Source organism: Acinetobacter sp. SM34 (assembly GCF_022012365.1).
Taxonomy (GTDB): Bacteria; Pseudomonadota; Gammaproteobacteria; order Pseudomonadales; family Moraxellaceae; genus Acinetobacter.
Genome location: NZ_JAKLTP010000018.1, coordinates 15,082 through 28,189, shown reverse-complemented (window position 1 = coordinate 28,189; position 13,108 = coordinate 15,082). Strand labels below are relative to the sequence as shown.

Below are 13,108 nucleotides of genomic sequence, written 5' to 3'. Positions count from 1 at the left end.
CGATGAAGCATGAATCAAGCTATGCGTGATTTTTATCTCATGCTCATTATGCTAAATAGGCTTATATTTTTCATATAAAACATGTCTTGCCAAAACATGATTTGCAGGTAGTTGAGAGTGATTAAACTCTTTGACCTTGTGCATGCCCAATTTTTTCATCACCGTTTCAGAAGGCGTATTGACTGAAGCGGTAAAGGAAATCACTTCATTCAGCTTTAGCGTATTAAAGGCATAATCTAAAACAGCTTGAGCGCCTTCGGTGGCATAGCCTTTTTGCCAGAACTGTTTTGCTAAGCGCCAGGCGATTTCCATACAGGGAGAAAAATCGAACTGGGTCGGTTGGCTGCGTAAGCCAATGAATCCAATAAATTCATGCATCTGTTTTAATTCTATAGCCCCAAATCCCCATCCATTTTTATCAATAAAGCTTGTCACGCTATCAACAAAATTCAGGCTCTCCTCTGGGGTTAAACAACGGAGAAAATATTTCATTACGTCAGGATCTAATCCCATCTTGATGAAAGTTGCATGATCCCTTGCTTGCCATTGCCGAAGTATTAAGCGCTCAGTTTCTATCATGCGATCTATCCAACAGCAAAATGAAGGCTAAATTTTAGCCTATCTGTAATTTTGATCATACGGATAATCGAAATGTGGATGATTCAAGCCATACTTCTGAATTGCATGGTGAGCCATGAAATTCATGCTATAGATTAAAAAATGCAGAGGGTTTAAAAAACTTGAAAGGTAGGGGAATGAATGGAATACAAATCGTTGCTAATTTTTAAAAAACGATCCACTTCCTTATTCAAACTCGGTTTATCATAAAATAATGATGCATCATCAAAACCAGAATTGAGCCGGAAAGAACAGCTCTTTTAATGGATAGGATGATTATGCGTTAAATGGATGATGACAAGAAATACAATTCAATGATTTTACTAATTTTTTGGAAAAAACGGTAAAACTCATCTAATATCACGCTCTACTTGTATTTACGAATGGCTGGAAATGACCGAATGGAATTAATCATATATTTATTGATTGGTGCAATGGCGGGTTTTGCTGCTGGATTGTTTGGTGTCGGTGGCGGCCTGATTATTGTTCCCATCCTCTATATCGTCTTTACTCAGTTACATTATGATCCTTCGGTGATTATGCATTTGGCTCTGGGGACTTCCCTGGCCACCATTATTGTGACCTCTATTAGCTCCATTACAGCACATCATAAAAGAGGTGCAGTGATGTGGGACGTATTTCGCAATCTGGCTCCGGGTTTGGCATTCGGGGCATTTTTAGGGGCAGGCATTGCAGATTATCTGTCAGGTCAGGGATTGCAGTTATTGATTGGTTTTTTTGCTATTTGGGTGGCCTACACCATGTTTAATGGCGCAAGCAAACCGGTTGACCCTAACCATCATTTACCTTCCAAAGGTATGCAAATCATGGCGGGTGCAGGAATCGGGATTGCTTCTGCCATATTTGGCATTGGCGGTGGCAGCCTGACCGTGCCGTATTTAAGCCGTCACGGCGTGGTGATCCAAAAAGCGGTGGCGACTTCGGCCGCAGGTGGCTTGCCGATTGCCATTGCCGGCGCTTTGGGCTTTATGTGGTTTGGTTCCAATACTGAGGCCAAAATACCGCATAGCATTGGCTATGTGCATATCTATGCTTTCATTGGTATTAGTATCATGAGTTTTATGACAGCGAAATTAGGCGCAAAAGTGGCGCATAAGTTATCGCCAGCCATGCTGAAAAGATGTTTTGCCTGTCTATTGGCAACTGTGGGTTTGTATTTTATTTATCAAGGTTTTTCGACCTTTTTTTAATTTTAAAAAGCGATATAAAAGAGATTAAAAAGTGTGCTATGTTTTTTGCATACACACTTGAGTATTGCTCATCCTGTTATTTTATAGGATGTGAATACTCAAAAAATGAAATTTATTTTTTAATTAAAATTAATAACTTATGTGAGGTTAATCTAAGGATAGATGATAAAAGGGGAGAAACAGTTTTATTCTATTCTTTTATAACCAATTGATATTGGCTTTAACGACTTAAAAATTGTCTGACAATGTCATATTTTTTACAGTTAAAATTAAGTAAAAAAGCAAGTAACAATCAGGATTTATCCAAAGTTCTTTGGTTGCATCTTATAAAAACAAGATAGGAACAGTATGCAAGAACAAGAAAAGGACAGTTTGTCCGAGCAAATTGCCAAGCATATTAGTGAACAAATCATTCGCGGTGAACTGGTTGAGGGTGAGCGCATTCAAGAATTGCGAATTTCCTCGGAACTGGATGTCAGCCGCGGTTCGGTACGTGAAGCGCTACTGTTGCTGGAACGTACGCAGCTGATTGAAATTTACCCTCGCCGTGGTGCGATTGTCTCGGAAATGTCTGCTCAACAGGTACGTGCCTTGTTTGAGCTGTGTGCATTGCTCTGTGGTCAAATTGTGCAACGCATGGCCGAAACCTGGCGTAGCCATGAAGCTGAAAGAATTCAGGCCTTATTGGAACAATTGCAGGAAGAAACCCGTCAGGGGCATACCGAAAAATTCTATGACCTGATCTTTCAGGGCTTGGCTCGGCAACATGAAATGGTCGGCAATCCCTACTTAATGAAAGTCTATCAGGAACTGTTACCTTCACTGCGCCGCAGCTATTTTTTAACCTTAAATATCTCGCGTCGTGAGCTACAGGAATCATTTGATTTGTTTAAGTTGGTGACTGATGCAGTTTTGATCCGAAAATCACAACAAGCTACTTTATTTATGGACGATTTTTGTCGACACTTGCGCAACCTTGTGTTGGAATCTCTAACACGGATGAAACAAATCGAACTTGCATGGGCAAGACGTTCACGACGTTGATCAGGACATTATGCGTTTAAGCAGCTTAAAACTTTCCGGCTTTAAATCTTTTGCCGATAGTACGACTTTACATTTCAAGGCGAATCGTACCGCTGTGGTTGGACCCAATGGTTGTGGTAAATCGAATGTGATTGATGCCATACGTTGGGTGATGGGGGAATCCAGCGCGCGCCAGCTGCGTGGCGGCAGCATGCAGGATGTGATTTTTACCGGAACTGCGAAACGTAAACCTGTCGGGGTGGCCAGTGTTGAGCTGCGTTTTGACAATACCTACGGCAAGCTCGGCGGAGCCTACAATGCCTATAATGAACTGGCAGTACGTCGTCAGGTTAATCGTGATGGCAAGTCTGAATATTTCCTGAATGGCACCAAATGTCGTCGTCGTGATATTACCGATATTTTCTTGGGAACCGGTTTAGGTTCACGTTCCTACGCGATTATCGAACAGGGTATGATTAACCGTCTGGTCGATGCCAAACCTGAAGAAATGCGGGTGTTTATTGAAGAGGCTGCCGGTGTTTCACGCTATCAGGCACGCCGCCGTGAAACTTTATTGCATCTGGATCACACCACACAGAATTTATCGCGTCTGGAAGATATTGCTGCGGAATTGAAGTCGCAGCTGAAAACCCTAAAACGTCAGTCAGAAACAGCCATTCAATATAAAGAACTGGAAACCCAGATTCGCACCATCAAAGTGGAAGTGCTGTCTTTTCAATGTGAGCGAAGCAGCCGCTTACAGCAAGAATATACCCTTCAAATGAACGACTTGGGTGATAACTTTAAATTGGTGCGCTCTGAACTCACCACGCTGGAACATGACCTGACCGCAACCAGTGAGTTATTTCAGCGCCTGATTCAGCAGTCCACGCCACTGCAAAATGAGTGGCAACAGGCTGAAAAGAAACTCTCTGAACTAAAAATGACGCTGGAACAGAAGCAGTCCTTGTTCCAGCAAAATTCGACAACGTTAAGCCAGCTGGAACAGCAAAAATCACAGACCAAAGAGCGATTACAACTGATTGAACTGCGAATTGAAACTTTGCAAGCTCAGCATGAGCAGCAGACCGAACAGTTACAGCAGCAAGAAAGTCAGGGGCAGGATCAGAGCCAAAATCTGGGTGACTTGAAAGCGCAACAGCAACAGGTACAACAGCAATTTGAACTGGTAAAAACCCAGGTTGAAAAACAGCAGCAGCAAAAAATGCAGATGCTGGCGCAAAGTGAGCAGCTGGCCAAAAACATTGCCCGGATCGAGCAGCAAAAACAAACCCTGCAACAGCAAACAGCGCAGATTCAAAATCAGGATCAGCAAGATGACATTGAACAGCTGGAACATGAAAAAGTTCAACTTAGCCAGCAGATTGAGCAGTTAGAACACAATATTCAAACCCAGAAGCAAACTTTAGAACTTGCACAGACACAATACGCGCAGCAAAAAAATGATGCTGCAAGTTTGAAGTCAGCCATTCATGTGTTGCAATCGGAACAGAAAAATCTCGAACAGTTGCTGATTAAGCATAGTCCGAAAGTTCAGAATGATGCTGTACAGTTGATGCAAGTCTTGAAACTGAAAGATCAGGCCAAAGCACATGCCAATCTGATTGAAAAGTTTTTGGCAAAATGGCTTTCTGCACAAGTATTAGAGGCGAATGCTGGTTTTAGTGAGAGTATTGCCCGTCAGCTTAAAAGCAATAGTTCGCAAGATCGGATGCAGATAGCTGGTTTACCGTGTTTAGCCGACTGGATTGAGTCACCGCAGCATTCTATTTGGCAGCAGGTTGCTGTAGCAGACACGCTCACTCAAGCCTTGTCTTTGCAATCTCAATTAAGCATGGGTCAGACTATCTTGAGTTTGGATGGCTATCATGTCGGTGCGGATTGGGTAATTGGTCTGTTTTATGACGAAGCAAGTCAAGCCGGGCAAGGGGCTCTCAGCCATCGTATCCGTTTAGATGAAATTGAAACTGCACTGGCACAGCAGCTACCTCAGCTTGAAGCCGCGGAACAGCAATTGCCAGCCGTGTTACAACAGACTCAGAGCCTGCAAAAAAACATTCAAGATCAGCAAGACCAGTTAAAACTACAGCAAAAGGCCTTGCAACAGCTTGATGTCAACATTGCGAAAATACAAAGCACGGTTCAGGCATTTTCAGTACAAAAGCAACAATTGCAAAATCAGTTACAACAACTGGATGAGCAGCTGGAAGAAGATGCCATGCAGAAAGATGATCTGGAAATTGATTTGCATGCCTTGAATCTGAAACTGGAGCAGGCTTTACCCAATTACAAAACCATGCAGTTTCAGGTTGATGAGCTGAGTGAACAGCTGGAAAATACCCAGCACAGCTGGCAGCAGGCGCAACAGGAATTGGAACTGTTGCGTCGTCAAGCCACGCAGACCCAGCAGCAGATTGAGCTACTGGAAAAAGATGCTTCATTCTCAAAAGCGCAATATCAGCAGATTATTGCGCAAATGGAACAGGCGAAAAAGTTTGTCGATCCGGTACAGCTGGAATTGCCGGCACTGCAATCCCAGTTTAACGAGCAGGCGCAAATCACCGAGAAACTGCAAAAAACCTGGAGTGAGTGGCAAGTAGAACTGAATAACATTCAGGAAAAACAGCAGCACTTGACCGAACAGCGCCATCAGCACCAGCAGCAAGATGAAAAATTGCGCGGGCAGCTGGAAGAGAAGCGTCTGGCCTGGCAAGCAGCCAAATCTGATTTCCAGCATTATTCAGAGCAATTGGCTGCACTGAATAGTGAAGTGATTAACGGTTTAACGATTGATCTGACCGCACATCAAAAACAGCTGGAACAGGCACAGCAGCGCTTTGAAAAACTGGGTGCGGTCAACCTGGCGGCTTCTGAAGAATATGAGGAAGTATCCAAACGTTTTGAAGAACTCAGCCACCAGATTGAAGATCTGGAAAAAACGGTCGATCAATTGCAAGGTGCTATGAAGAGCATTGACCAGGAAACCCGTAAATTGTTTATGACCACCTTTGATCAGGTCAATCATGAACTGCAAGACTTGTTCCCTAAAGTATTTAATGGCGGGGAAGCCAGTTTAAGCCTTGAAGATGACTGGCAATCGGGTGTAAAACTAATGGCCAGACCACCGGGTAAACGTAACAGTTCTCTGGCGTTATTGTCCGGTGGTGAAAAAGCATTAACAGCATTGGCATTGGTGTTTGCCATCTTCCGTTTAAATCCGGCACCGTTCTGCGTACTGGATGAAGTGGATGCACCTTTAGATGATGCAAACGTGGGTCGGTTTTGTAACCTGGTAAAAGAACTTTCTGAACAGGTTCAATTCATTTACATTACCCATAATAAAGTTGCAATGACGATGGCAACCGATTTGTTAGGTGTTACCATGCCGGAACCGGGCACCTCAAAATTAGTCACTGTCGATTTGGAACAGGCAAAAGAATACGGTTTAGTTGCGGAGTCATAAAATGGAAGTCACCACGATTGTTGGTATTGTTATCGCCGTTATCATTATGTTATTCGGTTTAAGGTTATTGTTTAAAAAACCTGCGGATGCAGCACCTTCATTAGATTCAGAACTTCATGTAAATACAGATAGCCAGCAACCGGTCATTCCTCGCCATGTCCGTGATCAATTACAAAGTGCCCAAGAAGCTGAAAAAGCAGAACGTGTTGAACCGACTTTAGCTGAAAAGACTGCTGAACAGGAACCAGAGCCGAAGCAGGCAGAAGTAAAAACTGAAAAATCTGAAACTGCTCAAGTTGAACCTGTAGAAGCAAAAAATACACTGGCAGATACAACAGCAGAAGTGAAACAGGAGTCAACACTTCAAGCTGAAAAAACTGCAGAACAAGAGTCAGCTGAATTTAACCTGAACAGCAATATCGACAAAGCTGAAATTTCAGACTTTGAAGATGAAAGCAGCATTCTGGATGAACACTTGCACGAACAGCAACGCGTGGATGAAGCCAGTGCATTATCTACTGCGGCCGAGTTTGTGGCTTTAAATGTTTATCCGGAACGTCGCGTACTTTCAGGGGAAAAAACCCTAAAAGTTTTGCTTAAATACGGTCTGCGTTTTGGTGAAATGGCCTGTTTCCATCGCTATAGTGAAGATGGCAGTAAGTTATTGTTCTCGGTATTGCAAATTACCGATGAGGGTGCATCCGGTTTCGATCTGGAAACCTTATCCACTGAACAGGTGAAAGGCTTGGCCTTCTTCCTGGCTTTGCCACATAGTGATGTACAAAATGCCTTTGATACCATGGACAGTCTTTCACGTTTAATTGCACGTGAAGTTGACGGTACCGTGTATGATCAGAATAATCAGGAATTTACGCCACAACTGCGTGAGCAATGGCGTCATTTTGCGATCGACTACCGTGTAGGTCAGAGTACAGAAGTTTAATTTGAAACTGGACGACTCGATTTCTATAATAGCGAGTAGATCAAATATTTGTGAAGGGCGGAACTAGACCGCCCTTTTTTATGGTGTAGAAATGACTCAAGATTCAACTATCAAAGCGCAAATGCGTCAATTGATTCAAATTTTAGCCAAGCATAATCATGCTTATTATGTGATGGATCAACCCAGCATTGAAGATAGTGAATATGATCAGCTCTTTCATCAGCTCAAAGCCTTAGAAGAACAATACCCAGAATATATACAAGCGGATACCCCGACCAATAAAGTTGGCGGCAAAGCACTGACTAAATTTGCAAGCGTGACCCATGCGGTACCAATGCTGTCATTGGGTAATGTATTTAACCAAGAAGATCTGTTTGCCTTTGCCCGCCGTATCGAAGAGCGTTTACCGAATCAGAAGATTCAATATGATGTCGAACTGAAGTTTGATGGCTTGGCGATTTCACTGTGGTATGAAAATGGGGTGCTGGTACGGGGGGTTACACGTGGCGATGGTGAAACCGGTGAGGATATTACCCATAATGTCAAAACCATTCGTAACTTGCCGAAAGTGCTTTCATCTGCTCAAGGTTCAGTTCCTGCGCTATTAGAAGTGCGCGGTGAAGTGCTGATGCCTAAAGCCGGCTTTGAAAAACTCAATGCGGAAAATGAAGCCAAAGGTGAGAAGACCTTTGCTAATCCGCGTAATGCCGCTGCAGGTAGTCTGCGTCAGCTCGATCCAAATATTGCCGCCTCGCGTCCTTTGGCCTTTTATGCTTATGGTATTGCGCAGTGTGAACCGCATCATGGTCAAACCACTATGTATGCCAGCCTGGAATGGCTCACCCAATTTGGCTTTGCGGTGGGGGAATGTCATTTTATTTGTGACAATATTCAGGATGTGCAAAAGGCTTATGAAGAAATCAATACGAAACGTGCGAATTTGAGTGTTGAAATTGATGGCATGGTCATTAAAGTGGATAGCTTAAAACAGCAAAAACAATTGGGTTTCTTGAGTCGTGAACCACGTTGGGCAACAGCGTACAAGTTCCCCGCAGTTGCCGCTTTAACTACGGTTGAAAATATTGACTGGCAAGTGGGACGTACCGGTACTTTAACCCCAGTCGCGCGTTTAAACCCTGTTGCAGTGGGTGGGGTAACGGTATCCAATGTCACTTTGCATAATATTGGTGAAATCCACCGTCTGGATGTCCGTATTGGCGATACGGTCAGCGTTTACCGTAGTGGTGATGTCATTCCCAAGGTGGAAAAAGTCTGGCCTGAGTTTCGTCCTGATGAGGCGGTAGCCGTCCATCTTCCTGAAAATTGTCCAGTCTGTGATTCGCCGGTGGTGATGCCGGAAGGTGAAGCTTTGGCGCGTTGTTCAGGTGGTTTGTACTGTGCAGCACAGCGTATTGAAGCGATTCGCCATTTTGTTTCGCGCAAAGCGCTGGATATTGAAGGCCTGGGTGATCGCTGGGTGGAATCTTTATTGCACCTCGAGTTGTTGAAAAATGTGGCCGATATTTATTGCTTGCATGAACATCGTGAACAACTACTCAGCATTGAAAAAATGGGGGAAAAATCTGTTCAGAACCTGTTTGATGCAATTGAAAACAGCAAGAAAACCACGCTGGCTTCCTTCATTTATGCACTGGGGATTCGTGGCGTAGGTGAAACCACAGCACGCATGCTGGCCAATACTTTTCAGACTTTTGATGCCCTCAAAGCTGCCGATCTTGAAGCCTTAAAGAAAACACCAGATGTCGGTGATATTACCGCTGAATGGATTATCGATTTTTTCCAGGCTGAACATAACTTGGAAGTGGTGAATCGTTTGCTTGAAGCCGGCATTCACTGGGATGCACCAATTGCACCTACACGTCAGCCTCTTAATGGTGAGAGCTGGGTGGTTACCGGGACGCTAAGCAGTATGGGACGTGATGAAGCGACACAGTTACTCCAAGCATTAGGCGCGCGTGTCAGCGGTAGCGTGTCGAGTAAAACCAAATGCGTGGTTGCAGGTGAAAAAGCCGGTTCTAAACTTGAAAAAGCTGAAAAGCTGGGCGTGCAAGTGATGAATGAAACTGACTTTTTAAGCTTGATGGCTGAATACGGACAAATGTAAAGTTCAACTAAAAAGCCACCGCGAAGGTGGCTTTTTTACAGCTTAAGGAATGTACTTTTTCACCACACCATCATCCAGTAATTGCTGGAAATGCTCAACCAAACTGGTTTCAATATTACGGTATTGCATGCCCAGTTCCTGCTGACTTTTACTGGCATTAAAATAGATTGGATAACCCATATTCAGTTCAACAAATGACTTGGAAAAACCAGCCAAAGGCCCAAACAGTTTGAAAGCCGCTTTCGGGAGCTGGTTGCGTGGGAAAGGGAATTTAGGACCAAAGTTGTGACGTAAAATCTTCCCCATTTCCAGTAAGCTCAGCGTACCGCCACTAATAATGTAGCGACCTTTGGCATCCGGATTAAAAGCAGCTTGAGTGTGTGCATCAGCTACATCGCGGACATCCACGATACCATTCCACATCGGCGGTACACCGAGTAAAGTCATGCCGTTGGCAAACTGTTGCAGCACTTCTACACTGCCTGACTGGGTATTTGCGGTTAATGAGGGACCGAGAACCAGCGCTGGGTTAATACAGACCAAGTCCCAACGTTGCTGTGCTTTTTGCATATCCCATGCTTTACATTCTGCCATGACTTTGGAGTAGGAATAGGGTTGATGTGTTTCTGAACTGGTGGTATTCCAATGCGACTCATCAAACTCATTCTTTGCGGTGTGTTGAATATCAATCGCATCTCCATAAGTAGAGGCAATACTTGAGGTCACGATCACACGTTTAACTGACTCGGTTTTATTAACACTGTTCAGCACATTTTCAGTACCTAAAATAGCAGGTTCAATAATGTCTTTGATTGCATCTTTAAAGTTGTTCACCACAAAAGGCGATGCCATATGCAACACGATTTCACAGCCTTGCATGGCTTCATCAAATGAATTGGCTTCAAGTAGATTGGCTTTAAAAAGTTTAAGTGTGCCCGTGGTTTTAGCGGCAATTTTATCTAAATGTGCAAAGCTTGGCTTTTTGTTCAGGTCACGGACAGTAGCATGTACGGTATAACCTTGCTCCAGTAAATTTTTAATGACCCAACTAGCGATGTAGCCTGTCGCACCTGTCACAAGAATGGGTGTGCTATGTTGTAGATTCGTCATGAGTTAAACCATTGTTGTTTTTAAGTTTGCGCATATCTTAGAGTGAAATCACAGGCGTGTCTTTGACTGATTGATGCTTACTTTAGCTAAAAGTTGTACTTGGTAATGCTCTATTTCCTATAAATAAATAATCTACTTGTATCTAATTGGTTTAAAACCAGCAGGGTGGGTTGCTGAACGCCTGTCAAGTGAGACAGGTATTGCAAAGTTCATGTTTTTTATTGGCGGAGGAAATAAGAACTATTTGTAAGCGTTACAAATCTTAAAAATATACTTTTACAGTTTAAATAAGCCTTGTGGAAATTTCTTCAATTACGCAAAGGCTTATTTTATATATGGAAAGTTTTGTTAAATAAACTGCAAATGCGTATGTTTCTCATTTTAATTTTATAAAAATCATAAACTTACATAATTTATATTTTGCATTAAGGGGCGGTTTTGTCCATAATATTATAAAAAGGGTAGGGAGTAATTGAAATGCGTGGCAATCCAGAAGTCGTAGACTATCTAAATATGTTGATCGGTGGCGAACTGGCGGCTCGTGATCAATATCTTATTCATTCTCGCATGTATGAAGATTGGGGTTTAACTAAGATTTTTGAACGGATCGACCATGAAATGCAGGAAGAAGCTGCTCATGCCGATGCGATTATTCGCCGTGTATTATTCCTGGAAGGTACACCGAATATGAACCGTGATGACATCGAAACAGGTGAAGATGTGGTCACATGTTTAAAAGCAGATTTAAAACTCGAATATCATGTGCGTGAAAAACTGGCGCAAGGTGTGAAACTTTGCGAAGAAAAAGGCGATTACGTTACCCGTGAGATGCTGCGTCAGCAAATGTCTGATACTGAAGAAGATCATACCTACTGGTTGGAAAAACAAATTCGTTTAATTGAACTCATTGGTTTGCAAAACTATATTCAATCGCAAATGTAAGATTACAAATTTAGACAGAGAAAGCCTGACCATAGTCGGGCTTTTTTTATATCTTTATTTTTTATTATTTGAACCCAGTTTATCATTTGTGCCAAATCGTACTGCCTAGATTTTGAAATTTTGAATAAGCAAAAATCTATTTAGAAAACTTTTGAATGTCGGCCAAAACCTGAGCCGCATGTGATTGTGTATTAATACTATTGTAGTGGTAAACAATGGTTCCTTTGGGATCAACCAAAAAGCTTTCTCGTTTGGCTATTTTAGTAATGCCAAGATTACGGACAATTCCGAATTGATCTGCCAATTGATGATTGTGGTCTGCCAGAATAGGAAAAGGTAAAGCTAACTTTTCTGAAAATTTTTGATGAGACTTCACATCATCCAGACTGACGCCAAGCACTACCGCATGATTTTTTATAAACTGCGGATAGAGTGCCTTAAACTGATTGGCTTCCTGAGTACAGCCTGGAGAGTTGTCTTTAGGATAGAAATATAACACCACCCATTTGCCTTTGTGCTGGTTCAAGGAATGCCATTGACCATTTTGATCCTGCAATTTAAACGCCGGAGCAGATTTTCCGACCCACTGTTTTTGGGCCTGTTCTGATTTAGAAAAAATGGAGTTTTCAGCATAACCCGACTGAGAAAATACAGTCATACAGCTGATCCACAGCAATCCAGCTTTGCATATTTTAGAAGCTTTCATAATATTTTGTTGTTGGAAGAATGCTTAAATACTAACAAAATAATCTTCATTAGACGTACATCATTTTTTGGTGGATTTGGTGCAGTTTAAAAGCAATAAAATTTTATATACTGCAGTCAATCAGAGCATAAGTTTAAAGGTCAACATTGCAGCAACGTATTTTACTCATCACAGGCTGGGGCGGTGGCAGCAAACTGCTCAATCCTTTAAAGCAGGCTTTAGAACAGCAAGGGTATCAGGTTGAACTGTGGAATATCTTCAATGCTCTGGATGAGCAGGTGTTAGTGCAGCAAACCGAACTGGCCCGCCAGTTTGATGTAATTGCTGGCTGGTCATTGGGTGGTCAGCTGGCAACGGTTCTGGTCGATCAGATTCAAAAGCAGCATGGGCTGGAAAAAGTATTGATTACTTTGGGTTCTAATCCCTGTTTCGTAGCAAATGATACATGGCCTATGGCAATGGATCAGCCGACATTTCAGCAGTTCAAACAGTCATTTGAGCAGGATGCCATTTCAACCTTAAAAAAATTTGGCTATATGGTGTGTCAGGGCACAGCAACCACCAAAGCTGACTTCATCACTTTACAAAGTTTGATTCAGCCCCAGTCTATTGACCTATTAAAACAGGGTCTATTGTGTCTTGAACAGTTAAATAATGTAGATATCTTGAAAAACTATTCAGGTGCTCAATTGCATGTCTTTGCAAAACAGGATTTTTTAGTTAGTTACAAAGTTCAAAGAAATTTTCAAGAATTCAATGCAAAGTTTTTAGAGTCTGAGCTGATGAGTGGCTCTCATGGTTTTCCTTTGTTTGAAGCTGAAATAATAACTGGCAAAATCTGTCATTTTTTAAAGAAAATAGAACAAATAAACGGATAACTGGTTTATCTCGCAATTTCTTTTTATTTTCGTCAGGTTTAAGATCATGAAAAATTGATTTCAAGCAT

10 protein-coding genes are annotated in these 13,108 nt (G+C 42.4%); 7 read left to right on the top strand and 3 right to left on the bottom strand.

The window, feature by feature from the left end; all coding sequences use genetic code 11:
- Nucleotides 1-51: 51 nt before the first annotated feature.
- Nucleotides 52-579, bottom strand: a complete 528-nt coding sequence (locus tag LZZ98_RS13955) for a GNAT family N-acetyltransferase (RefSeq protein ID WP_237788373.1) — start codon at nucleotides 577-579, stop codon at nucleotides 52-54.
- A gap of 440 nt (nucleotides 580-1,019) precedes the next feature.
- On the opposite strand from LZZ98_RS13955, the gene LZZ98_RS13950 reads away from it, so the two are divergent.
- From LZZ98_RS13950 to ligA, 5 genes are all read left to right on the top strand, one after another.
- A complete protein-coding gene (locus LZZ98_RS13950; RefSeq protein ID WP_237788372.1) occupies nucleotides 1,020-1,829 on the top strand; it encodes a sulfite exporter TauE/SafE family protein in 810 nt (269 codons plus the stop codon).
- Between the two features lie 348 nt (nucleotides 1,830-2,177).
- Nucleotides 2,178-2,873: a GntR family transcriptional regulator gene (locus LZZ98_RS13945; protein WP_237788371.1), complete on the top strand. Its 696-nt coding sequence runs from the start codon at nucleotides 2,178-2,180 to the stop codon at nucleotides 2,871-2,873.
- 10 nt (nucleotides 2,874-2,883) lie between these two features.
- Nucleotides 2,884-6,336, top strand: coding sequence for a chromosome segregation protein SMC (smc, locus tag LZZ98_RS13940; RefSeq protein WP_237788401.1), 3,453 nt, complete (start codon nucleotides 2,884-2,886; stop codon nucleotides 6,334-6,336).
- A 1-nt stretch (nucleotide 6,337) separates the two neighbouring features.
- Entirely contained in the window at nucleotides 6,338-7,279 is a 942-nt protein-coding gene (locus tag LZZ98_RS13935; RefSeq protein WP_237788370.1) for a cell division protein ZipA C-terminal FtsZ-binding domain-containing protein, read from the top strand.
- A 91-nt stretch (nucleotides 7,280-7,370) separates the two neighbouring features.
- Complete coding sequence (gene ligA / locus LZZ98_RS13930; protein ID WP_237788369.1) at nucleotides 7,371-9,404, top strand: NAD-dependent DNA ligase LigA; 2,034 nt, start codon at nucleotides 7,371-7,373, stop codon at nucleotides 9,402-9,404.
- A gap of 42 nt (nucleotides 9,405-9,446) precedes the next feature.
- Here ligA and LZZ98_RS13925 read toward each other — a convergent pair whose 3' ends face one another.
- Nucleotides 9,447-10,514, bottom strand: a complete 1,068-nt coding sequence (locus LZZ98_RS13925; RefSeq protein WP_237788368.1) for an SDR family oxidoreductase — start codon at nucleotides 10,512-10,514, stop codon at nucleotides 9,447-9,449.
- Between the two features lie 477 nt (nucleotides 10,515-10,991).
- Here LZZ98_RS13925 and ftn point away from each other — a divergent pair, with 477 nt between their 5' ends.
- Nucleotides 10,992-11,456 (top strand): heteropolymeric bacterioferritin subunit Ftn, encoded by a 465-nt coding sequence (gene ftn, locus LZZ98_RS13920; RefSeq protein WP_237788367.1) that lies wholly within the window; start codon nucleotides 10,992-10,994, stop codon nucleotides 11,454-11,456.
- Between the two features lie 136 nt (nucleotides 11,457-11,592).
- Here ftn and LZZ98_RS13915 read toward each other — a convergent pair whose 3' ends face one another.
- Nucleotides 11,593-12,114: a peroxiredoxin gene (locus LZZ98_RS13915; protein WP_442862719.1), complete on the bottom strand. Its 522-nt coding sequence runs from the start codon at nucleotides 12,112-12,114 to the stop codon at nucleotides 11,593-11,595.
- A 194-nt stretch (nucleotides 12,115-12,308) separates the two neighbouring features.
- Here LZZ98_RS13915 and LZZ98_RS13910 point away from each other — a divergent pair, with 194 nt between their 5' ends.
- Nucleotides 12,309-13,040, top strand: a complete 732-nt coding sequence (locus LZZ98_RS13910; protein WP_237788365.1) for a hydrolase — start codon at nucleotides 12,309-12,311, stop codon at nucleotides 13,038-13,040.
- The last annotated feature ends 68 nt before the right edge of the window (nucleotides 13,041-13,108 follow it).